The sequence below is a fragment of the Streptomyces sp. NPDC094448 genome (genome assembly GCF_044763775.1).
GTDB lineage: Bacteria > Actinomycetota > Actinomycetes > Streptomycetales > Streptomycetaceae > Streptomyces.
The window spans coordinates 658,666-681,567 of sequence record NZ_JBIWGU010000002.1 but is presented as its reverse complement, the minus strand read 5'-3'; the positions used below and the strand labels follow the sequence as shown (position 1 = coordinate 681,567).

Annotated in this window: 12 protein-coding genes and 1 pseudogene; 7 read left to right on the top strand and 6 right to left on the bottom strand. The window is 70.2% G+C overall.

Features of this window, described 5'->3' with window-relative positions:
- Positions 1 to 14: 14 nt before the first annotated feature.
- From casB to ACIQ9E_RS06430, 3 genes are all read right to left on the bottom strand, one after another.
- A complete protein-coding gene (gene casB, locus ACIQ9E_RS06440) occupies positions 15 to 569 on the bottom strand; it encodes a type I-E CRISPR-associated protein Cse2/CasB (RefSeq protein ID WP_403702761.1) in 555 nt (184 codons plus the stop codon).
- The gene (locus ACIQ9E_RS06435; RefSeq protein WP_403702758.1) at positions 562 to 2,193 is read right to left on the bottom strand and encodes a type I-E CRISPR-associated protein Cse1/CasA; all 1,632 of its coding nucleotides are present in this window, start codon (positions 2,191 to 2,193) and stop codon (positions 562 to 564) included. The genes casB and ACIQ9E_RS06435 overlap by 8 nt, the downstream gene beginning before the upstream one ends.
- A gap of 777 nt (positions 2,194 to 2,970) precedes the next feature.
- Positions 2,971 to 3,108, bottom strand: a complete 138-nt coding sequence (locus ACIQ9E_RS06430; RefSeq protein WP_403702755.1) for a hypothetical protein — start codon at positions 3,106 to 3,108, stop codon at positions 2,971 to 2,973.
- Positions 3,109 to 3,371: 263 nt separating this feature from the next.
- Between ACIQ9E_RS06430 and ACIQ9E_RS06425 the strand changes: the two genes are divergently transcribed.
- From ACIQ9E_RS06425 to ACIQ9E_RS06400, 6 genes and pseudogenes are all read left to right on the top strand, one after another.
- On the top strand, positions 3,372 to 7,304 hold the full coding sequence (locus ACIQ9E_RS06425; RefSeq protein WP_403702752.1) for a hypothetical protein: 3,933 nt from the start codon (positions 3,372 to 3,374) through the stop codon (positions 7,302 to 7,304).
- Between the two features lie 402 nt (positions 7,305 to 7,706).
- A pseudogene (locus tag ACIQ9E_RS06420) lies at positions 7,707 to 9,741 on the top strand (thioredoxin domain-containing protein).
- Positions 9,742 to 10,293: 552 nt separating this feature from the next.
- Positions 10,294 to 11,766 carry a glycosyltransferase gene (locus ACIQ9E_RS06415; RefSeq protein WP_403702749.1) on the top strand — a complete coding sequence of 491 codons (1,473 nt, stop codon included), beginning with the start codon at positions 10,294 to 10,296 and terminating at the stop codon, positions 11,764 to 11,766.
- Positions 11,763 to 13,739, top strand: coding sequence for an ArnT family glycosyltransferase (locus ACIQ9E_RS06410; protein ID WP_403702746.1), 1,977 nt, complete (start codon positions 11,763 to 11,765; stop codon positions 13,737 to 13,739). The genes ACIQ9E_RS06415 and ACIQ9E_RS06410 overlap by 4 nt, the downstream gene beginning before the upstream one ends.
- The gene (locus ACIQ9E_RS06405) at positions 13,736 to 14,959 is read left to right on the top strand and encodes a glycosyltransferase (RefSeq protein WP_403702743.1); all 1,224 of its coding nucleotides are present in this window, start codon (positions 13,736 to 13,738) and stop codon (positions 14,957 to 14,959) included. The genes ACIQ9E_RS06410 and ACIQ9E_RS06405 overlap by 4 nt, the downstream gene beginning before the upstream one ends.
- 156 nt (positions 14,960 to 15,115) lie before the next feature.
- Positions 15,116 to 17,605 (top strand): galactose oxidase-like domain-containing protein, encoded by a 2,490-nt coding sequence (locus ACIQ9E_RS06400; RefSeq protein WP_403702740.1) that lies wholly within the window; start codon positions 15,116 to 15,118, stop codon positions 17,603 to 17,605.
- Between the two features lie 259 nt (positions 17,606 to 17,864).
- Here ACIQ9E_RS06400 and ACIQ9E_RS06395 read toward each other — a convergent pair whose 3' ends face one another.
- Positions 17,865 to 18,557, bottom strand: coding sequence for a hemolysin III family protein (locus ACIQ9E_RS06395; RefSeq protein WP_403702736.1), 693 nt, complete (start codon positions 18,555 to 18,557; stop codon positions 17,865 to 17,867).
- A gap of 236 nt (positions 18,558 to 18,793) precedes the next feature.
- On the opposite strand from ACIQ9E_RS06395, the gene ACIQ9E_RS06390 reads away from it, so the two are divergent.
- On the top strand, positions 18,794 to 20,668 hold the full coding sequence (locus tag ACIQ9E_RS06390; RefSeq protein WP_403702963.1) for a phosphoenolpyruvate carboxykinase (GTP): 1,875 nt from the start codon (positions 18,794 to 18,796) through the stop codon (positions 20,666 to 20,668).
- A 304-nt stretch (positions 20,669 to 20,972) separates the two neighbouring features.
- On the opposite strand, the gene ACIQ9E_RS06385 is transcribed toward ACIQ9E_RS06390, so the two are convergent.
- A complete protein-coding gene (locus ACIQ9E_RS06385; RefSeq protein WP_403702733.1) occupies positions 20,973 to 21,356 on the bottom strand; it encodes a hypothetical protein in 384 nt (127 codons plus the stop codon).
- A gap of 118 nt (positions 21,357 to 21,474) precedes the next feature.
- A complete protein-coding gene (locus tag ACIQ9E_RS06380) occupies positions 21,475 to 22,686 on the bottom strand; it encodes a pyridoxal phosphate-dependent aminotransferase (RefSeq protein ID WP_403702730.1) in 1,212 nt (403 codons plus the stop codon).
- Positions 22,687 to 22,902 lie beyond the last annotated feature (216 nt).

Genomic DNA, 22,902 nt, shown 5'->3' with positions numbered 1-22,902 from the left:
AGGAGCCGCTCGCGTCACGGGTTCGTTCCATGCTTCCCGGCTCCTCCCGGCGGGGTGTGGAAATGGACCGACCACTCATAGGCGATGCGTGCCTTCCGGTCGTTCCACCGGATGAGGTCTTCGGCCAGAGTGGTCCAGGACGGTGGGGGCTGTTCACAGGACCGGAGCCGAGTGATCGCGTGCTGGAGGTGCCGCCAGGGAATGCGTCGGCTTGCTACGACACGGTCCAGAAGCCGCTGAGCGCCGGGGTTGTCCGGCCCGCGTCCGGTCCCGTCTCCGATCCTGCGGGCTGCGGCGCCGAGACTGCCGTGGCCGTACGAGGGTGTGGGACGGCCCTGGTGGTAGATCGCGAACAGGAAAGCCATCCGCTCGAAGAGGTCACGATGGTCGTCACCTCCGTACCAGCCGGCGCGGATGTGCGCGTTGGTACGAACCCGGGACCGGCGGAGTTCGGCGAGCGTCCCGTACTCGCGGTTGCGGACGAGAGTGGTGAGCCACGTGGTGAGTGCCGCGCTGTCGTGAGCCAAACGGGGCGCCCCCGTACCGGTCGACGAATCCTGCTCAGTCATGTGCTGTCTCCCCTCGGAGTTCGGCCGGAGCCCGGTCGTTGGACATGGCCTCATCGAAAAGTCGCTCGGCCCGGGACCGCGCCCGGTGGTAGCGGTCACCGGGCGGCAGGGTGTCGAGGAGCTGGAGCAGCCGAATACGAGCCGTGATCATCAACTTCAGGGCGTAGGCGACCAAGGGTGCGGACACCGGGTCGTCGTCCTCGAGCCCCCCGTCGATCACCTCGTCGAGCAGCTCGTGAAAGGGGTCCTCGGCTGCCGGCCAGAAGTCGTACCGGGCATCGAGACGGGCCACCTGGCCGGCCTCGTCCGCGGCCCTCATCGCGGGAAACGCGGTCTCTGCCGCCACGATTGCCGCGTTCTTGAGGGTCCGTGCCACGTATTCGGCAATGTCCGAGCCGCGGCGGGACGCGCGGTAGAGGTGCGCGGCCATACCCGGAGCGTAGGGGTAGGCACCCTGAGTCCAGCTGAAGGGGAGCGCCTGGTTGGCCAAGAAGCCGACGGCCCAGAGATGGTACGGGGCACCGTGCTGCGTTTCCTGATCTGACCCCTGCGTCTCGCGCCGCCGGTACGGGAGAAGGGACCGCAGTCGCGCGTACATCCCGCCCTGGCCCTCGTTGACGGCGCCGTACAGGGCATGGGCCTGCTGCCACAGGGCTCGGCTGGGCGAGGGCCACAAGGGCTTGGAAACGCCGTTCGTCGTCGTGCCGTACACCGCGTCATGAAGGTGACGCGCCGGGTCGAGATCCAGTACGTCACCGGCTCCGATCAGTACCTGGTCAACCATGACCTGCCCGTGGGGACCGCGTGCCGGACGCAGCAGTACGGAACGCCCGAGGGCGCTGTGCAGGTCCGCGGAGCTCCGCGGCGCCCTGGGCTTCCGCTTCTCCTCGAAGCTGCGCTGCTCGACGGAGGACGTGGTCCAGGAAGTGTTGAGATGCTGCCCCGGCCCGTCGGGTGGATAGAGGTTCAGACGCAGCGTCTCGCCGAACGTGCTCCCCAGGGCGACGACCCGGATCCGGCCCGTCAGACGGCCCGCCGCGAGGTTGGTGACCTTCGCGCCGAGTCTGCCCCCGGACATGCGCGCCCGCCCATAGGTGGCGTAGACGTGCTGGGTGAGGGTCGCACGGAACGCGTCCGCTGCAGGGATGGGGTTGTGGCGTGCGAGAGAGTGGTGGTCGAAGTGCTGGTTGTAGTCACCGGCATGCTCGATGATCAGCTGGGCGGTTCCGGTGCCGCTCGAGCACAGGTCCTCTGCCAGGTCGGAGTTCTGCGCCAGGGGCTGCGTGGGATGGAACAGGTCCCAGTCATCCGCCGGTTGCTCCACCAGCCACTCGGCGGCTCGGGCGAGGGGCCTTCGGCCAAGAACCCAGGCATTCCAGTCCTCGTCGGAGGACGGACAGGTGCCGGAGGCGAAACAGATGGCCAGCAGGTACTCGATGACGGCGATGGTCTCGCCGGGCGAGGCGCAGTCGAGGGCTGCCAGCTCATCGGTCCGGGCGAAGAGCGCGCTCAGGGAGTGGTGTGCGACCGCACCGTCGAGGTCGACGGCGGGGATGCACGGCTGGAAGCGGGGGTCCCAGCTGGCGCGCTGCCCGGCGGGAGCCGGCGGTCGGTCCTCAGGCATGTCCGTGCCACCTCCTTCTGCTCAATGACCGAAAGACGAATGGGTGGTGCCTCCATGCGAGGACGGTGGCCCCGCACGGAGCCTCACTGCGAGCGGTCCGTGGGTACCGGAAGTGCGACAGCCCCCGCCCACGCGGGGAAATCCCATCCAAGGCTCTGCAGGCTCCCGAGGGGCCATTCCCGCAGTAAGCGGGAAGCTTTATCCGGCCTGATGGTCCTTGTGGGTCCCAGGACTCGATCACTCGACCGGATGGTTTCTACGCGCAGGTCTAAACTCGGGGATTGCCGATGTCTCGGCACTCCTGGCAGTACCTCACCGGGGGACCGGCGAGGTGTGGGTGGTTCCCGTTCCGGGCGAACGGGACGGGAACCACCCACTGCTGGGGGGTGACCGTTCTCGACGCGTGTATTGCGTCGAGAACGGTCGTCTACCAGAGGTGGTCGACCACCTTGGCAGCCACTGCGCTGACCACTCCGGCCACCAGGATGAGGAGCAGGTCCTCCCTCCGGCGCCCCAGCCACTCACGTGCAGCCTTTCCCATACATCTCCTTCCGCGTCAGGGCCTGCCGCGCTGCGGTTGCAGAGCAGCAGGCCCGGCTACGGAGCGAGCAGGTGGCAGCACAGGGATTTTTTACACCAGCGTCGGCTCTGGAGGGGTGACTTCAGGCCATCCATGAGTGGTTGGTGAAGTCGAGCAGCCCAGACCAAAGCTCTCTAGGCACCCGACTTCCAGCACAAGCCCGTTGGGCCGACCCGCTTGGTCAGGGTTCGCCACGCTCAGCGGAGCCGTCGCCGCACCAGGATGCTGAGCGTCGTCCGTGCGTCCCTGCGGCGCTCCGGCGCAGAGGCGATGACGGAGATGAGGGCCACGGTGAGCAGGGTGACCGCATAGAGCAGGCCGGCTGATCCGCTCAAAATCATTGTGTAGTGCAGGAGTTCGGGGACCTGGGACACGGATTATCCTTCCATCGGGAGCTGGTTGCAGCTGTTGTGGCGATTGCTCCAGACTGGCGGCGGCGGTCTCGTGCGGTGAAGGTGCGCCGGTCCTCGATCGCGATTTCCCCAGGTCAGAAGCTTGAATCCGTACGTCGGCAGCCGAGTTTTCCGGGCGTCGAACACGGAAGGGAGCCGGGTCGGTGAACGGGCCATCCAGGCATGCGAGGAACAAGCTGCACGGAATGCTTCAGGAAGCGTGGGGCTGCGAGAAGCTCACGTACCGCGGCCTGGCAAAGGAGTTGGACCTCTCCCACTCGATGCTGCAGGGCTGGATCGAGGGGAGGACGGTTCCCACACCGGAGCGAGAGCCGGGCTTCCGGTCCGTAGTGGCAAGGCTGAAGAGTGCCCCCGGCGCTCCGGCCTACGCGGACGTCGAATGGGAAGCCGCCTTGCGGGCGGCACAGCAGGAGGCAAGGAGCGCACAGCACGGGCAGAGTTCCGTGTACCGGCGCCCGAAGGACCCCGGCCTCCGCTTCATCGGACTGCACTGTCCGGCTCCCCGCGTCTCCGCGGTTGAGGCCCGACTGCGGAAGAACGAACGTACGGTGATGACCGAGTTCGTCCGGGACTCGCGCCCCGGGGCACCCTCCTACCTGTGCTGGTGCGCCGATGGACCGGTGGGCAAGACGATGCTGCTGGCCGGTTACATCCGGCAGAAGCCCCCGACCGGCGTCGACATCCTGACCTTCTTCGTCTCCGCGGCCCACGGTGCGCACACCCGGGCCGAGTTCGAGAACGAGATCGCCGGCCAGATCGGCCGTCTTCTCGACGATACCGAGGGTCCGGTCCCCAGGGGCACCCGGGCGTGGAACGCGCTGTTCGCCAAGGCGGCCGACAAGAGCGCGGAGCACGGGCGGAGCCTCCTGCTCGTGGTCGACGGACTCGACGACGATGCGGCATGGTCGGGCGGCATCGCCGGGTCTGGCTGGGGAGGCAAGGACGGCGTCCCGCAGTCCGGGCCTCCCTTCGGGGAAGAACCCCAAGGCCGGTCCCGGGGTGTGCGGAGATCCGTGCGCGGGAGCATCGCCGCCCTCCTGCCCTCCCTCCCGCCACCCAACATGCGGATCATCGTGTCCCTCCGGCGCTGGGCCCCCCTTCCCGGCGACGTTCCGGAGAAGCGGCATCCACTGCGTCAGATCCGCCATCTGCGAACGCTCCTGCCCGTCGCCGGGATGCCGCAGCTCCGGCACCCGCGACCCGACGCCACTGCGCTGGGCGAACCGGTCGCTGGGCTGTTGGCCGTGGCGAACGGCGGGCTGCGGACGGCCGATCTGGCTGAGCTGACCGGGCTCCCCGCGGACCATCTCGACCGCTTGGTACAGGGGCCGACGGGGCGCGCCCTCGTGACCGAGGACCCAGTGCTCGGGACGTACGCCTTGGCGGATCCCCACCTCGTACGCGCCGTGCGCGAGGGCTTGGGACAGGCAGAGGTCCTCCGGTACACCGAGGAGTTACTGGCCTGGTCGCGCAGGTGGCGTGACGTCGGTTGGCCGGACGGCACTCCTCCGTACCCCTTGACGTATCAGCTCCGCCTGCTGACCGGTGCGGCCGAGCGCACTGCCTACGTCCTCGATGTGCGCCGGCTGCACCAGCTCGCCCGCACTGCCGGTCCGGATGTCCCGCTCACCCAGCTGGATGCCTTCGAACAGGAGATCAGTGCGGCGCCGGATGCCGCATCCGGTGCAGAACGTATGGCGACACTCGTCGCCCTCTCCGGTGCACGTTCCATTCTGCGCCGGGCACACGGCACGCACGTGCCCGACGGAGCCGCGGCCCTCTACGTCAGGCTCGGGGACACGGAGCGCGCACGCGGCTTGGCGCGCTCCGCGCCCACGGCTCTCGACAGGGCCGTACACCTGGTCGAGACGGCAGTGGAACTGGCTTACGCGGGACAGACCTGCGGGGAACGGGCCGCCCTGCATACCGATGCGGTCGTGCAGGAGGCAGTGGAGTGGCTGGCCCGTGATCGTGCGGACCAAGGCTTTCCCGGTGCCCTCCGAGACTCCGAGCTGTACGCGCGTCTCCTCTGTGCCGCCGCGGTCCTTGCCCGTCTGAACGGTCCCGACGCCGCCCGGCCCGTGTTCCGTGCGGTGCTCCAGGATCCGGCGGCCGGGACAGCTGCGATCACCGAGGCGGCAGGGAGACTGGATGCCGTCATGGGGCTGCACTACCGGGCGGAGACGTTCAGCGCGGGCGGCCTGCGCGCCCGGACCGTGGCAGTGGAACTCTACGGCGCGCTGGCGCAAGTGGCGCCCCACCTCGGCTCGTACGCCGGTGATCGCGTCGAGGCCCTCTGTGAGGAACTCGGCGATACCGAAGGGCTGAGCGCGGTCGACGTCCTGGCCGCCGCGGCGTCCATGCTTGTCACGCTGCCCGCCAAGCGACACCGCCGGGCCGTCGAACTGCTGCAGGCGGCCCGGGCCCGGATGCGCCAGGCCCTCGAGGCGCTGGAGGAATCCGATTCCCCGGCCGATGCCTTGTCCGAAGCCGATCGCGCCCACCTGCGCCGCGAACTCTCCGGGACACTGCGCCGCCTCGTTGAGGCCACCGTGGCCATGAAGGAGAAGGGAGACCGCGACGGCATCAGACGGCAGATGGAGGCCGTGCCGGAGGATCAGCGTATCGGGGTGCTCGGCGACCCCCTGCCGGAACGGGCGCACACGATCCTCGATGCAGAGGAGAAGGAGAGGGCGCGGCGGGCCGACGAGGCAGCTCGGGAGGCTGCCGAGAGGCGGGATGCGGAGCGCAAGACGAAGCGCAGCAAGGCCGATGCCGAGCGGGCAGCGCTGAACAGGCAGCGGGCGTCCCGTGGTGCACGAGTCGCGGAGGCGCCGCAGCCCGCACCGACAGAACCTCGAGACGCAAGCCCCTTCCCGCCGCCCCGCCGTTCCAACCCGCACCGGCGGTCGACCGGTCTGCTGCGGCCGGGTGACGGCCCGCACCCCGACCGGCCGGAACAGCCACTTCTTCTCCGCCTCCTGGAGGTGGACGACCAGGTGAGGGCGGGCGACCTCCTCCGCGGCCGGGAACTTCTGGAGGCGGTCCTGCGGAGCCGCCCTGCAACGCGGCCAGTGAACAGCCGGCACCTCCCCGAAGGCTGGACCGTGGAACTCTGCCAGGCCATGGGCGCGGCAGGAGTACCGGATCAGGCCGAAGCACTCGTGGAGCACTTGCCCGACACGTATGCCCAGGCGCGGCACCTGGCGGCCCTTTCCCTCGGAGCTTCCCTCGCCGGACACGAGAACCCGGGCGCCCGCTACGCCCGGGCGGCGGCCCGGCTGGTACCCGCCGGAGCCGCCCCCGAGCTGGCCAACGCCGTGGCCCAGGCCCTCGCCCACACGGGGGACGAGGCCGCGGCCACGGCGATGGCGGCGGGAGGTACCAGGCAACGGCAACAGGCGCTGACGGCCGTCGCCACCGGGCTCGTACGACACTCCCCGGAAGCGGCTGCACGCGTCGCCGAGCCGCTGGTGGAGGTCCTCGCCCGTCGGATGGAGAGGGGCGACTCGCGCACCTGCCTTCCCGAGCTGGCAGCGCTGCTCCTCGCCTTCCCGGACGCCCGGAACCCGTCCCCTCGGCTGAGCGACGTGCTCGGGCGGGCCGCGCTACGGGTGGCTGACCCCTCTACCGCGGCGTCGGCAGGGCCGATGGCCGTCCTCGCCTTGCTGGAACGGCTCCATTGCCTTCCGGACGAAGCCGTGACCGCCGTTGAAGGTGCGGTCGGCAGATGGCAGCACGCCCGTCAGATGGAACCACAGCCCTCTGTGGAACTTGCGATCCTGGCAGCGGTGAACGGAGACACCATCGCCGTGCGACGGCATGCCGCGGCGGCGCGGACGCCGGACGACCGGGTGATGGCGCTCGGTGCCGCCGCCGCGTACTTGGTGGGTGCCCAGGCGGCACTGGCTGCGGACAGCGGCGCCCACGACCGGGTGGTCCGGACCTGCCTCGCGCTCGCCGGAGCCGTCGACCGCGGTAGTCCGCCCTGCGAAGAGGCGGCCCGGGACATCACGCTGGAGCTTTTGCGATACGAGGAATGGACCCGCACGATCCTGTTGCTCCCCACACTCGCCCCTGGGGCGCTGGGGCACCTGGGCGCCATGGCGGGGGCATGACCATCCCATGAGAGGAGCCTGTTGAGGGAGGCCCGACAACCTGAGCGAAGAGAGGCATGAGGCTCGGTCGTCTCGGGGCGCTGGCTCCCACGGAGCCTGTATGTTCCCCGGACGGATCGGGTGCCTTGAGAGCCCGGGGACGCATGAGTTGATCCGGACCGCCGTCCCGCGGCCGTTGCGCAGGAGGCGGGAGAGCGCCTTCCGGCACCGGCGAGTGAGCCGACTTATGGGATGGGCGAAGGCACCGAGACTTTTGTTGCCGGTACACCGGCCGGACGGGCCCACTGACCTCACGTCAACCAGATCACAATCCTCGACGTGGAGCGGCCTGCCCGCAGGGCGGCCTATAGCGGCCGCGCTTCGTGCACGCGCGCACGATCCTCCTCGTGCAACGATGGAGGTATGAACCGACTGGCAAATTCCCAGTCGCCCTATCTCCTCCAGCACGCCTCCAATCCGGTGGATTGGTGGCCATGGGGAGAGGAGGCGATGCAAGAGGCCAAGCGGCGCGACGTTCCCATCCTTCTCTCGGTGGGCTATTCGTCGTGTCACTTAGCCTGATGATCATTGGTGTCACGTCATGGCCCACGAGTCCTTCGAGGACGAGGCCACCGCCGCGTATCTCAACGAGCACTTCGTTTCGGTGAAGGTCGACCGGGAGGAGCGGCCCGATGTGGACGCCGTCTATATGGAGGCGGTGCAGGCGGCGACCGGGCAGGGCGGATGGCCGATGACCGTGTTCCTCAACGCCGACGGGGAGCCGTTCTACTTCGGCACCTACTTTCCGCCCGAACCTCGGCACGGCATGGCGTCGTTCCGGCAGGTCCTGGAGGGTGTCACCGCCGCATGGCGGGACCGGCGGGAAGAGGTCGGGGAGGTCGCCGCGAAGATCACCCGCGATCTGGCCGGGCGGACGGCGGCGCACGGCGGTGAGGGGCTGCCCGGCGAGGACGAACTGTCGCAGGCGCTGCTCGGGCTGACCCGGGACTACGACGAGCGGTACGGCGGCTTCGCCGGTGCCCCCAAGTTCCCGCCGTCCATGGTGCTGGAGTTCCTGCTGCGGCACCATGCACGGACGGGGGCCCGGGGCGCCCTCGATATGGCCGCCGGTACCTGCGAGGCGATGGCCAGGGGCGGGCTGTACGACCAGCTCGGCGGCGGGTTCGCGCGCTACTCCGTCGACCGCGAGTGGATCGTGCCGCACTTCGAGAAGATGCTGTACGACAATGCGCTGCTGTGCCGCGTCTACGCCCACCTCTGGCGGGCCGACGGCTCCCCGCTCGCCCGCCGGATCGCCCTGGAGACCGCGGATTTCCTGGTCCGTGAACTGCGCACGGCCGAGGGTGGTTTCGCCTCGGCGCTGGACGCCGACAGCCACGACCCGGCCGGTGAGCACGGCGAGGGCGCGTTCTATGTCTGGACGCCCGCGCAGCTCACCGAGGTCCTCGGCGAGGCGGACGGCCGCCGGGCCGCCCGGATCTACGGGGTCACCGAGGAGGGCACCTTCGAGCGGGGCGCCTCCGTGCTCCGGCTGCCCGGCGAGGACGATCCCGCCCTGCGCGCCCGGCTGTTCGAGGCGCGGGAGCGGCGGCCCCGGCCCGAGCGGGACGACAAGGTCGTCGCCGCCTGGAACGGGCTCGCGATCGCCGCGCTCGCGGAGACCGGCGCCTTCTTCGACCGGCCGGATCTGGTGGAGCGGGCCACGGAAGCCGCCGATCTGCTGGTACGGGTGCACCTCGGCGAGGGCGCCCGGCTGACCCGTACCTCCAAGGACGGTGTCGCCGGCCACAACTCCGGTGTCCTGGAGGACTACGCGGATGTCGCGGAGGGGTTCATCGCGCTCGCGGGCGTCACCGGCGAGGGCGTCTGGCTGGACTTCGCCGGTGTGCTCCTCGACCTGGTCCTCGACCTGTTCACCGGCGAGAACGGCACTCTGTTCGATACCGCGCACGATGCCGAACAGCTGATCCGGCGGCCGCAGGACCCCACGGACAACGCCACCCCGGCCGGCTGGACCGCCGCCGCCGGTGCCCTGCTGTCGTACGCGGCGCACACCGGTTCGGAGCCCCACCGGGCCGCGGCCGAACGGGCCCTCGGGGTGGTGAAGGCGCTCGGACCGCGGGTGCCGCGGTTCGCGGGATGGGGGCTCGCGGTCGCCGAGGCCCTGCTCGACGGCCCCCGGGAGATCGCCGTCGTCGGCCTCGACGGCGATCCGGCCGCCCGGGCCCTGCACCGTACGGCCCTGATCGCGACCGCTCCCGGCGCGGTCGTCGCCTCCGGGGAACCGGACGGCGACGAGTTCCCGCTGCTGAAGGGCCGTCCGCTGGTGAACGGCGAGGCGGCGGCGTACGTCTGCCGGGGTTTCACCTGCCGTACCCCGACCACGGATCCCGCGCAGCTGGCGTCGGAGCTGGCGGGGGCCCCGGAAGGCGGCTGACCCGAAGCCGGCCCGGGTCGGCAGACCGGGGTGACGGGGTCCCGCCCGCCCGGTGGAGGACCGGTGGCTGTTGTGAACGCCCCGGCCGTATCGCGCTTGTGCGATACGGCCGGGGCGTTGTTGTTGTGTCCCTGTCCATTTTTATTCGTACCGCCGGTAACGGCAGGGTGACACGGAATCCCATAGGTCACAGCAGTCTCGGTGGTCATCCCGTTTCACCTGGGGCATCAAGGCTCCCGGCTCGTCCTGGACGGAAACGAGACAGAATTTTGCTAAACCATGACAGACGGCCGGCCCTGCACCACCCTTGACCAGGAGTGGTGGCAACGCGGTGGAGAATGCGCCAGGTTCCGACAGTTCGCCAGTGGGATCAAATCGGCACCGGACTTTCACATTCCGCCACTAGGGTCCACACTCGTCAACAACTACGAGTAGCCGGGAGAGCACGCAGGGGAGCGTGTCGCTCTGCCCGGGACCAGTAGCGCATTCCGCCGGCAGGGGGGTCCTGTACGCCGCGTGCGCTGGGGGTTCCATGTTCCAAGGGGGGACTTCGTGCTGTTATCGGTGTTCGTCGTGGCCATTTCCCTGGCCCTGTTCGGGATGGCGGTCTTCACGCTCTGGTGGCAGATGCACGCCTGGCGTACCCCCGAGACGCTGGCCGCCACCAGCTTCGACCGGCCCGACGGAGACGTCGGCCTGGCGTTCTCGCTGCTGCTGCCCGCCCGCCATGAGCAGGCGGTGCTGGAGCACACCATCCAGCGGCTGCTGGAGTCCAGTCACACCAACTACGAGATCATCGTGATCGTCGGACACGACGACCCGGAGACCGCGGCGGTCGCCGAACGCGCCGCGGCCCGCGATCCGCTCCGGGTCCGGGTGATCACCGACACCCACGAGAAGAAGAACAAGCCGAAGGCGCTCAACACCGCACTGCCGCACTGCCGCGGCGATGTCGTCGGTGTCTTCGACGCCGAGGACCAGGTCCACCCCGAGCTGCTCGCCCATGTCGACCACGCCTTCACGACCACCGGCGCCGATGTCGTCCAGGGCGGCGTCCAGCTGATCAACTTCCACTCCAGCTGGTACAGCCTGCGCAACTGCCTGGAGTACTTCTTCTGGTTCCGCAGCCGGCTCCACCTCCACGCCGAGAAGGGCTTCATCCCGCTCGGCGGCAACACCGTCTTCGTCCGGACCGAGGTCCTGCGCGAGGCGGACGGCTGGGACCCCGAATGCCTCGCCGAGGACTGCGATCTGGGGGTACGGCTCTCCTCCGTCGGCAAGAAGGTCGTCGTCGCGTACGACAGCGATATGGTCACCCGCGAGGAGACCCCCGACACGCTGATGAGCCTGCTCAAGCAGCGCACCCGCTGGAACCAGGGCTTCCTCCAGGTGTACCGGAAGAAGGACTGGAAGCAACTGCCCGGCCGGGGCCGCAGACTGCTCGCCCGCTACACCCTGATGACCCCGTTCCTCCAGGCGTTCTCCGGGGTGATCATCCCGCTCAACGTCGGTATCGCGCTCTTCTTCGACGTCCCCGTCGGCGCGGCCATGGTCACCTTCCTCCCGGCGATCACGGCCGTGGTGACCTTCATCTTCGAACTGGTCGGACTGCACGACTTCGGCAAGCAGTACGGGCTCCGGGTGCGCTTCGTCCACTACCTCAAGCTCGTCGTGGGCGGCCCCTTCTACCAGATCCTGCTCGCCGGTGCGGCGCTGCGGGCGGTCTGGCGCGAGCAGCGCGGACGGAACGAGTGGGAGCTGACCAGCCATATCGGCGCCCACCTCCAGGACGGCCGGACTTCCGACGGCCGGACTTCCGACGGCCGGACTTCCGACGGCCGGACCTCCGGCTCCGCCCCGACCGGCGATGACCTGCTGTCCGACGGCCGGACCCCGGCCGGCCGGCCGTCCGGTGAGCGGCCGCCCGGCGATCGGGTCTCCGACGGCCGGGTGCCGGGCGACCGGACCGCCGCCCTCTCCGCCGCCGCCGACCGTGCCGACATCCGAGAGGACGCCCACCGGTGACCACGACCCTGCCCTCCCCGGACGAGACCGCTCCGGAGAACACTTCGCGGAAGAAGCCTGTCCCGGACCGGTTTTCCGACCGGGCTGCGGCCGCCGGTGCCGAATCCGCCCCCGCGACCGGCCCCGCCCCCGCGACCGGCCCCGCCCCCACGGCCGTCGTCGGCGCGCCCGCCCGCTCCGGGATATCCGGGCCGGGTACGGCCGTACCGGACGCCCCGCCACCGGACCCCGGCACACCGCCCCCCGGGGCCCCGGACCCCGGCACCCCTGCCCCGGCCGCCGCCCGTACCGCGCTCGCCCGCGCCGCCGCCAAATCCGTGGCGGCCCGGCGGCGTACCGAGCCCCGGCCGGTCGTCAGATTCCGCTCCTCCCGCCCCGACCTGCTCCTCTGCTTCGGCCTGCTGGCCGTCATCGTGCTGGTCCAGGGCTGGAACATCACCGGCTTCCCCGCCCTCAGCGACGACGAGGGCACCTACCTCTCCCAGGCCTGGGCCGTCCAGCAGGGCGAGGGCCTCGCCCACTACACGTACTGGTACGACCATCCCCCGCTCGGCTGGATGCAGATCGCGGCGCTCACCTATCTGCCCGCGCAGATCTGGCCCGAGTCGATGAACGTCGCCTCCATGCGCCCGGCGATGCTGCTGATCAGCGCGGTCAGCTCGGTCCTCGTCTACGTACTGGCCCGCAGGCTCTTCCTGCCCCGCTGGGCCGCCGCCCTCGCGATGGCCGCCTTCGGCCTGTCGCCGCTCTCCGTCTACTTCCAGCGCGAGCTGTTCCTCGACAACATCGCGGTGATGTGGATGCTGCTGGCGTTCTGCCTCGCGGCCTCCCCGAGCCGCCATCTGTGGCACCAGTTCGCCGCCGGACTCGCGGGCGCCGTCTCCGTACTCTCCAAGGAAACGATGCTGCTGGTCCTGCCCGCGCTGCTGGTCACGCTCTGGACCCACAGCCATCGCGAGACCCGGAAGTTCGTGGTCACGGGTGCCATCACGTCCTGTGCGCTGGTCGGCTTCTCGTATCCGCTCTACGCCCTGCTGAACAACGAGCTGTTCGCCAGCCCGGACCATGTGTCCCTGTTCGCCGGTATCGAGTACCAGCTGAGCAGGCCGGGTTCCGGTTTCATCCTGGACGCGGGCTCCGGCTCCCACAAGACGTTCCAGGCGTGGCTCTACTACGACCCGATCCTGCCGCTCGCCGGGGTCGCCGCAGCCGTCCTCTTACTGCTGGTCTTCCGCTGGTCGGTCACCGCGCGGGCGATCGGCGGGCCCGCGCTGGCCGTGGCGATCCTGACCCTGCTGGCCTTCCGCCCGGACGGCTATCTGCCCGCGATGTACGTCATCCAGGCACTGCCTTTCCTGGCCCTGGTGCTCGCGGGCGCCGCCGCCAGCATCGTCCATATGGTGCTGCACCGCCGCGGTACGGACGAGACCGACAGCGCCGCGCCGGCCGCCCCGCCGGCCGGTGGATTCCGCAAGCGGTGGGGCCCGCGCCGGCTGGTGGTCGCCGTCCTCGCCGTCCTGGCGAGCGTCGCCGTCCTCCCGGCCTGGGCCGAGGGCAACCGGGACGCCCTCACCGAGGACGCCAACCGCCACTACCGCGCCGCCGCCGACTGGTTCGAGACCGAGATCGACGATCCGGCGAACACCCGCGTCCTGGTCGACGACGCCCTCTGGCTGGACCTGGTCCACGACGGCTACACCCCCGGCACCGGCGTGTTCTGGTTCTACAAGGCCGACCTCGACCCGGCCGTGATGAAGACCATCCCGCGCGGCTGGAAGGACATCGACTACATCGTCTCGTCGCAGACCGTCCGCCGCGATGCGCCCACCCTGCCGACCACCGCCGCCGCCCTCGCCAACTCCACCGTCGTCGAGGTGTTCGGCACCGGCGACGACCGGATCGAGATCCGCCGCGTCAACGGCGGTACGGCGGCGGCCGGCGCCGGCGCGCCCACCGCCGGAGGGGGCCGATGAGGCCCCTCGGCACCGGTACCGGAGAGGATACGGAGCCCGGGACCGGCGCCGCCGACATCGCCGAACCCGGCGCGGTCACCGTGGTCGTCCCCACCTTCAACGAGTCGGCCAACGTCCGCGAACTGCTGCACCGGCTCACCGCATCGGTGCCCGGCCGGCTGCCCTGCGAGGTCGTCTTCGTCGACGACTCCACCGACACCACACCCGAGGTGATCCGCGACGCCGCCCGGGACTGCCCCTTCCCGGTCACCGTCATCCACCGCGAAAGCCCCGACGGCGGACTCGGCGGCGCGGTCGTCGAGGGACTGCGGGCCGCCGGTTCGGAGTGGATCGTCGTCATGGACGCCGACCTCCAGCACCCGCCCGCCCTGGTCCCCGAGCTGGTCTCCGCCGGGGAGGCCGCGGGCGCCGATCTCGTCGTCGCCAGCCGCTATCTGCGCGGCGGCAGCCGGGAGGGCCTGGCCGGCGGCTACCGCATCGCGGTCTCCCGTACCGCCACCCGGCTCACCAAGGCACTGTTCCCCCGCGGGCTCCGCGGTATCAGCGACCCGATGAGCGGGTTCTTCGCGATCCGCCGCAGCACCGTGACGGACGCGGTCGCGGCGGGGGAACTGCGCCCGCTGGGCTACAAGATCCTGCTGGAACTGGCGGTACGGCTCCGGCCCCGGGCCGTCGCCGAGGTCCCGTTCGTCTTCCAGGAGCGGTTCGCGGGGGAGTCCAAGTCGACGCCCGCCGAAGGCCTGCGCTTCCTCCGGCATCTGATCGGCCTGCGCACCGCCGCGCCCCTGGCCCGGATGATCGCCTTCGGACTGATCGGGCTGACCGGATTCGTCCCCAATCTGCTGGCGCTGTATCTGCTGACCCGGGGCGGGATGCACTATCTGCCGGCCGAGGTCGCGGCCAACCAGTTCGGCGTGGCCTGGAACTTCCTCCTCATCGAAGTGCTGCTCTTCCACGACCGCCGCGGTCACCGCCACTGGGCGGACCGGCTGGGCCGGTTCGCCCTGCTCGCCAACGCCGATCTGCTGCTGCGCATCCCGCTGATCGCCCTGCTGGTGGCAGGGGCCGGAATGCCGGTGCTGCCCGCGACCGCGCTGGCGCTGCTGCTCACCTTCGTCCTGCGGTTCGCCGCCACCGAGGCCCTGGTCTATCTGCCCCGGGGTCCCCGCGGCCCCGGCAGACCCGGGGCGCTCCGGCCCGGCAGCGCCGATCACGCCTGACCGACGCGCCTCCCACAGACACGGCGACCGGAACGACCCCCGGCCGCCGTTCCGTCCACGAGCCGCTCGACGGGTTCGGGCCGCTTCGGGGACGCAGTCACCGCGCGGGCATATCGGTGCCCGCGCACAGAACAGCAACAGGGAAGGAGGACCGCCATGCCGTCAGCGATACGCCGCCGCAGATCCGTCGCGCTGCTGGCCGTCGCGGCGATGAGCGCAACGCTTCTCGTCACCTCGCCCACGCCCGCGACCGCCGGGCCCAATCTGATCCGCAACCCCGGCTTCGAGGTCCCCGGGGGACCGGGCGACGACGGAATGCCGGAGTGCTGGAAGAAGTCGGGCTGGGGGAACAACGACTTCGCCTTCGAGACCGTGGCCGACGCCCGCACCGGGTCCGCCGCGATGAAGGTGTCGCTGGCCCGCCGGGTCGACGGCGACCGCAAGGCGCTGGTGACCGAGAGTTCGCTCTGCGCCCCGGTCGTCACGCCGAGCCGTCAGTACGATCTGTCCTTCTGGTACAAGAGCACGACGCCGGACACGGCCGTGACGCTCTTCCGGCACGACGCGGCCACCGGCTGGCAGTACTGGACGGACGTACTGACCCTGCCGGTCAATCCGTCCGCATACGCCAGGGCCGAGGTACGCACCCCCGAGGTGCCGCCGGGCACCGACCGGATCGCCTGGGGTGTTTCGGTGTACGGGGTCGGCTCGGTCACCACCGACGACTATGTGATGGAAGAGGTCGAGGTCCCGGTGCCGGAGCCGGACTGCACCGGCACCCCGGAGGAGTGCGTCAAGGGCCGCTGGGATGTCCTGCCGACCAAGAATCCGATCCGTTCCATGCACTCGGTGGTGCTCAAGAACGGCAAGGTCCTGGTGATCGCCGGCTCCGGGAACGATCCGATGCTCTTCGCCGCCGGAACGTTCACCTCCGCCGTCTACGACCCGGTCAACGGCTCATGGCGGCAGGTCCCGACGCCCGCCGACCTCTTCTGCGCCGGTCATGTCCAGCTCGCGGACGGCAAGGTCCTGGTCATGAGCGGGAACAAGGGCTATCCGACGGCCGACGGCCGGCTCGGCTACCAGGGGCTGAAGGACAGCTATATCTTCGACCCGGACACCGAGAGGTACATCCGTACCAACGATATGAGCGACGGGCACTGGTATCCGTCGGCGACCATCCTCGGCAACGGTGACGTGATCTCCTTCGGCGGGCTGAAGGAGGACTCCACGGGCAATGTGACGGCGGAGAAGTTCTCGGCCGCGCAGAAACGCTGGCTTCCGATCAGCCAGGTCAACCAGACCTGGTCGTACTGGGGCCTGTATCCGTCGATGATCCTGATGCAGGACGGCCGGCTCTTCTACTCCGGCAGCCATGTCTTCGGCAACGGCACCCCCGGTACGGGTGCGTCGATCTACGACTACGACCGCAACACCATCACCGACGTTCCCGGGCTCCAGAACAAGGACGAGCGCGACCAGTCGGCGAGCGTACTGCTGCCGCCCGCGCAGGACCAGCGGGTGCTGACCATCGGCGGCGGGAACAACGAGCGCAATCCGGTCGCCAACCGGCTCACCGACATCATCGACCTCAAGGAGCCCAGCCCCCGCTACCGGCCGGGGCCGCTGCTGCCGCAGGGCGAGGTCGACCAGGGGCAGGGCCGCCGCCCGCAGCGGGGCGCCGAGGGCAAGATGTACGTCTCCGCGGTACTGCTGCCGGACGGCAAGGTCTTCGAGACCGGGGGCGGGCTGCACGACCGGGCCGATCCGGTGTTCGAGGCGTCCATGTTCGACCCGGTGACCAATACGTACCAGGCGAACATGGCCCGGGACCCGATTCCGCGCGGCTACCACTCGTCGTCGTTCCTGCTCCCCGACGGGCGGGTGATGTCGGTGGGCGACAACCCCGGCAACAACAGCTGGAACCACAACGTGTCCGTCTACACGCCGCCGTACCTGCTCAAGGGGCCCCGGCCGGCGATCACCTCCGTACCCGACGACCGCTGGCACTACGGCGACATCCAGCGGATCACGGTGAACCGGCCGATCGTCAAGGCGGAGCTGATCCGGCCCGCGGCGGTCACCCACTCCTCGGATCCCAACCAGCGGTTCGTCGATCTGCCGCTGACCGTCCACGGCGGCAACCGGATCGACCTCAATGTCACCAGCAACCCCAATCTGGCGCCGCCCGGCTGGTACATGCTGTTCGCGGTGGACGCCAACGGGATCCCGTCGGTCGCGAAGTGGGTCCACCTCGGGCCCGCGCCGGGGCAGCCGGGCGCCGAGGCGGCCGCGAAGTCCTCGGGCGGGCACGGGCACGGGGCCCCTCCGGCGCCGTCGGCGCCTTCGGCCAAGGTCAACGAGTTCGCGGACGCGCTGGAGAAACCCGCGAAGCCGCCGCTGAAGAAGAGGTCGTCGGCGCCGGTGAGCCCCAAGGTGGCGGGCTGTGAACCGGCCTACGGCACACCGGGCGTCTGTGTCCCGGTGAGGTTCCCGGCGACCGTCGCGGCCACGGCCGAGGCCCGCTGCGACTGGCTGGCGGCCCGGGACTTCGGCCGGCTGAAGGTCAACGGCCGCTCCGACCCGCTGGGACTTGACCGCAACAAGGACGGTGTGGCCTGCGGAAAGGGGGACCGCAGAAAATAGCCGCCGCCCGGCCGGGGCGCCCCGACCGGGCGCTCCGGCACCGGTGATCAGGACCGGCTGAACCGGGGCCGGCTGAACCGGGGCCGGGGTGCCGGGCGGACGCATCCGTCCGGCACCCCGGCCCCGTTGCGTACGGCCATCGGCTCTCCGCAGCACGCTCGCGGGCGTGTGCCGAACCCGGGCCGGGTACCCGGACGGCCGTGGCGCCTGAGCGCCACGGCCGTCGCGGGTCTCGTGGAGACGCAGCCCCCGGCAGGGACTACGCCTGGTAGGCCACGAGGGAGATGCCCACGTAGTGGACGACGAACGCGGCCAGTGTCAACGAGTGGAAGACCTCGTGGAAGCCGAACCACCGCGGTGAGGGGTTGGGCCGCTTGATGCCGTACACCACCCCGCCCACGCTGTAGAGCAGTCCGCCCGCGATCACACAGACCAGAACGGCGATACCGCCCGTGCGCAGGAAGTCCGGCAGGAAGAAGACCGCGGCCCAGCCCATCGCGATATAGCAGGGCGTGTAGAGCCAGCGCGGCGCGCCGACCCAGAACACCCGGAAGGCGATCCCGGCCACCGCGGCGGCCCAGACCGCCCAGAGGAGGGGCCGGGCGGTGGAATCGGGGAGCAACAGCATCGTCAGCGGGGTATAGGTGCCCGCGATGATCAGAAAGATGTTGGCGTGGTCCAGGCGCCGCAGCACGGCCTCGCCGCGCGGCGACCAGTTGCCCCGGTGGTACAGCGCGCTGACCCCGAAGAGCAGACAGGCGGTCAGGACGTAGACGGCACAGGCGGCCCGGGCCCGGGGGGAACCGGCGAAAGCGGTCAGTACCAGTCCGGCGATCAGCACCGCGGGGAACATTCCGGCGTGCAGCCAGCCGCGCAGCTTCGGTTTCGCCGGAGGAGACGGTATCGAGGTCGCCGTGGTCGCGGAGAGGGCGTCGGGCGATGCAGGCGTCATAAGGCGATGGTAGCCAGCCCGCCGGGCAACCGGAGCGTCCGCCCGTCCCCCGCGGTGTCCGCGACACGTGGCGATGCTCACGTGAGTTGCCCCCTGGACATATGGGCACCGGCCACGGATGATCAGATGAGTGCGGTCGGCACCGGATGAGCGGCAAGCTGCGTCCGGGTCGCAGCCCCCACGGGGCAGACAGTTCAAAAAACCCTCGACTAGGAGCGATCGTGGCGCGCGACGCTGTGCTCTCCGGGAACGCCCCCCACAGCCCCGGGGCCCTCGGCACCCTCCCCCCTCCCCCCACCACCCACAAGGCACTGGTTGCCTGGGTCGACGAGATCGCGTCGATCACCCAGCCCGACCGGATCGTCTGGTGCGACGGTTCCGAGGCGGAGTACGAGCGCCTGTGCGAGGAGCTGGTCGCCAAGGGCACCTTCACCAGACTGGACCCGGTCAAGCGCCCGAACTCGTACTACGCGGCTTCGGACCCCACCGACGTCGCCCGCGTCGAGGACCGCACCTTCATCTGCTCCGAGAAGGAGGAGGACGCCGGGCCGACCAACCACTGGAAGGCCCCGGCGGAGATGAAGGAGATCTTCGCCGGCGAGAACGGCATCTTCCGCGGCGCCATGCGCGGCCGCACCATGTACGTGGTCCCCTTCTGCATGGGCCCGCTCGGCTCCCCGCTCTCCGCCGTCGGCGTCGAGATCACCGACTCCGCCTATGTCGCGGTCTCCATGCGCACCATGACCCGGATGGGACAGCCCGTCCTCGACGAGCTGGGCTCCGACGGCTTCTTCGTCAAGGCCGTCCACACCCTCGGCGCCCCGCTCGCGGAGGGCGAGGCCGACGTTCCGTGGCCGTGCAGCTCCACCAAGTACATCTCGCACTTCCCGGAGACCCGCGAGATCTGGTCCTACGGCTCCGGCTACGGCGGCAACGCCCTGCTCGGCAAGAAGTGCTACGCCCTGCGGATCGCCTCGGTCATGGCCCGTGACGAGGGCTGGCTGGCCGAGCACATGCTGATCCTCAAGCTCACCCCGCCGCAGGGCGGGGCCGAGTCCGCCGAGTCCCCCAAGTCCCCCAAGTATGTGGCCGCCGCCTTCCCCTCCGCCTGCGGCAAGACCAACCTCGCCATGCTGGAGCCCACGATCCCCGGCTGGACCGTGGAGACCATCGGCGACGACATCGCCTGGATGCGGTTCGGCGAAGACGGCAGGCTGTACGCGATCAACCCCGAGGCCGGTTTCTTCGGCGTCGCGCCCGGCACCGGCGAGCACACCAACGCCAACGCCATGAAGACCCTCTGGGGCAACGCCGTCTTCACCAATGTCGCCCTCACCGACGACAACGACATCTGGTGGGAGGGCATGACGGAGGAGACCCCGGCCCGTCTGACGGACTGGAAGGGCAACGACTGGACGCCCGCCACCGGCACCCCGGCCGCCCACCCGAACGCCCGCTTCACCGTCCCCGCCGCCCAGTGCCCGACCGTCGCGCCCGAATGGGAGGACCCCAAGGGCGTCCCGATCTCCGCGATCCTCTTCGGCGGCCGCCGGGCCTCCGCCGTACCGCTGGTCACCGAGTCCTTCAGCTGGCAGCACGGCGTCTTCCTCGGCGCGAACGTCGCCTCCGAGAAGACCGCCGCCGCCGAGGGCAAGGTCGGCGAGCTGCGCCGCGACCCCTTCGCCATGCTGCCGTTCTGCGGTTACAACATGGGCGACTACATGGCCCACTGGATCAAGGTCGGCCAGAACGCGGACCCGGCGAAGCTGCCGAAGATCTACTACGTCAACTGGTTCCGCAAGAACGGCCGGGGCAAGTTCGTCTGGCCGGGCTTCGGCGAGAACAGCCGCGTACTGAAGTGGATCGTCGAGCGCCTCGACGGACGGGCCGACGGTGTGGAGACCCCGATCGGTGTGCTGCCCACGGCCGAGTCCCTGGACACCGACGGCCTGGAGCTGTCCCGGGAGGACCTCGACTTCCTGCTGACCGTCGACCCCGAGGTCTGGCGCGAGGAGGCGGCCCTGGTCCCCGAGCACCTCAACACCTTCGGTGACCACACGCCGCAGGAGCTGTGGGCCGAGTACCGCGCGCTGGTGGCCCGCTTGGGCTGACCCCATGAACCGGGTACGGGCGCGCACGAACGCGCCGGTCCCCGTCCGCGGCGGTCCTGCCGACCACACCGCCCTGACCTGTGGAGTGTCCTCACCGGTCCGCCGCCCCCGGCCCCGACGCCTACCGACCAGGCGCCGGGGCCGGCGTGTTCCGGCGGGGCCCCGGCAGCGGCTTCCGACCGCGGCAGCTCTCCCCGGCCCCGTCTGCCGTACGGGGGCGGGACCGGTGCCTGTCGACAACGCGGAGACCCCGCCCACCGGGGTGGACGAGGTCTCGGTTCCCCGCAGTTCCGTGCCGTACGTTTCAGGCCGCCGCCAGCTCCGCGCTGCCGAGGGCGGCGGCATGGGCGTCCATCCGCTCGGCGGCCAGGATCGCCACCGCCGTATCGGCCCGGGACGCGGCGACGACCAGGGCACGCCCGGCGAGCGTATGCGCCCTGCGGTGCAGCGCCACCGGATCGGCACCGCTCAGCGCCGCATGCCGGGCGGGCGGCGCCCCGCGCAGCCGGGCGACCTGGACCGCGATCCGGTCGGCCGCGGTGTCCAGAGCCAGCTCGTCGGTGACCGCCAGCAGAGCGGAGAGATGCCCGGCGAGCTGGATGTCCAGCTCCTCCTCGCGGGAGCGATGCGGAAACGCGGCGGTGTCGGCCATCGAGTGGACAGACCTGGTGCGGATCGGCTCGTACATAAAGATGGCCTCCTGCTCACTGTCAGGAGACCATCCTACCTTGGATTGAGTCTAAAGTTCGTCCCGGTCGGAATCCGGCCCGGTCTGCCCGACCGGAGGGAGGGGGGACCGGTTCGGCTCAGTGCTGGCTGTAGCCGTCCAGGAACGATCCGATCCGGGTCACCGCGTCCGCCAGATCCTTGGTCGCGGGCAGGGTGACGATCCGGAAATGATCCGGTTCGGGCCAGTTGAAGCCCGTCCCGTGGACCACCATGATCTTCTCGGCCCGGAGCAGGTCGAGGACCATCTGCCGGTCGTCCTTGATCTTGTAGACCTTCGGGTCCAGCCGGGGGAAGAGATAGAGCGCGCCCTTGGGCTTGACGCAGGTGACCCCGGGGATCTGCGTCAGCAGGTCGTACGCCGTATCGCGCTGTTCCAGTATCCGCCCGCCCGGCAGGACGAGGTCTTCGATGGACTGCCTGCCGCCCAGTGCGGTGGCCACGGCGTGCTGGGAGGGCATATTCGCGCACAGCCGCATATTGGCGAGGATGGTCAGCCCCTCGATATAGGAGGCGGCATGCGCCTTCGGGCCGCAGACCGCCAGCCAGCCGGAGCGGTATCCGGCGACCCGGTAGTTCTTGGAGAGCCCGTTGAAGGTGAGGGTCAGCAGGTCCGGGGCGATCGCGGCGGTCGGGGTGTGGGTCGCCCCGTCGTAGAGGATCTTGTCGTAGATCTCGTCGGAGCAGACCACCAGCCGGTGGCGGCGGGCGATCTCGGTCAGCCCGCGCAGCAGTTCGTCGTCGTAGACCGCGCCCGTGGGGTTGTTCGGATTGATGATCACCAGGGCCTTGGTCCGGTCGGTGATCTTGCGCTCCAGATCGGCGAGGTCGGGCATCCAGTCCGACTGCTCGTCGCAGCGGTAGTGCACCGCGGTGCCGCCGGCCAGCGAGACGGACGCCGTCCACAGCGGATAGTCCGGCGCCGGTACCAGTACCTCGTCCCCGTCGTCGAGCAGCGCCTGCATCGACATCTGGATCAGCTCGGAGACGCCGTTCCCCAGGTAGATGTCCTCGACATCGAGGTCGATTCCCTTGGTCTGGTAGTGCTGCATCACCGCGCGCCGCGCCGAGAGCAGCCCCTTCGCGTCACCGTAGCCGTGGGCCCCGCCCACATTGCGGAGGATGTCCTCCAGGATCTCCGGCGGGCACTCGAATCCGAATGCCGCGGGGTTGCCGGTGTTCAGCTTGAGGATCCGGTGTCCTGCTGCCTCCAGCCGCATCGCCTCCTCAAGGACCGGACCGCGGATCTCGTAACAGACATTGGCGAGCTTCGTCGACTGGATCACCTGCATGTGCGTGAGCTTACGACCGTCGGTCGCCGCTCGCCGAGTGTTTTAGCCCACGTCGCCCCCGGGCCGGTAATCCGGGGTACGGGGGAGGCGTCGGGCGCGGGCCCATTCCGCCGGGGGTTCGCCCGCCGCCGGGCGTGGACGGGGAAAGGCCCCGGGATGCGGCGACGCACCCCGGGGCCCCTGGTCCGGCGGCCGGTGGACCGGCCGTTTCCCATT

Bases quoted from the DNA above. Each gene is read 5' to 3' on its own strand.
- casB (WP_403702761.1), bottom strand. From the start codon at position 569: ATGACTGAGCAGGATTCGTCGACCGGTACGGGGGCGCCCCGTTTGGCT.
- ACIQ9E_RS06435 (WP_403702758.1), bottom strand. From the start codon at position 2,193: ATGCCTGAGGACCGACCGCCGGCTCCCGCCGGGCAGCGCGCCAGCTGG.
- ACIQ9E_RS06425 (WP_403702752.1), top strand. From the start codon at position 3,372: ATGCTTCAGGAAGCGTGGGGCTGCGAGAAGCTCACGTACCGCGGCCTG.
- ACIQ9E_RS06405 (WP_403702743.1), top strand. From the start codon at position 13,736: ATGAGGCCCCTCGGCACCGGTACCGGAGAGGATACGGAGCCCGGGACC.
- ACIQ9E_RS06400 (WP_403702740.1), top strand. From the start codon at position 15,116: ATGCCGTCAGCGATACGCCGCCGCAGATCCGTCGCGCTGCTGGCCGTC.
- ACIQ9E_RS06395 (WP_403702736.1), bottom strand. From the start codon at position 18,557: ATGACGCCTGCATCGCCCGACGCCCTCTCCGCGACCACGGCGACCTCG.
- ACIQ9E_RS06385 (WP_403702733.1), bottom strand. From the start codon at position 21,356: ATGTACGAGCCGATCCGCACCAGGTCTGTCCACTCGATGGCCGACACC.
- ACIQ9E_RS06380 (WP_403702730.1), bottom strand. From the start codon at position 22,686: ATGCAGGTGATCCAGTCGACGAAGCTCGCCAATGTCTGTTACGAGATC.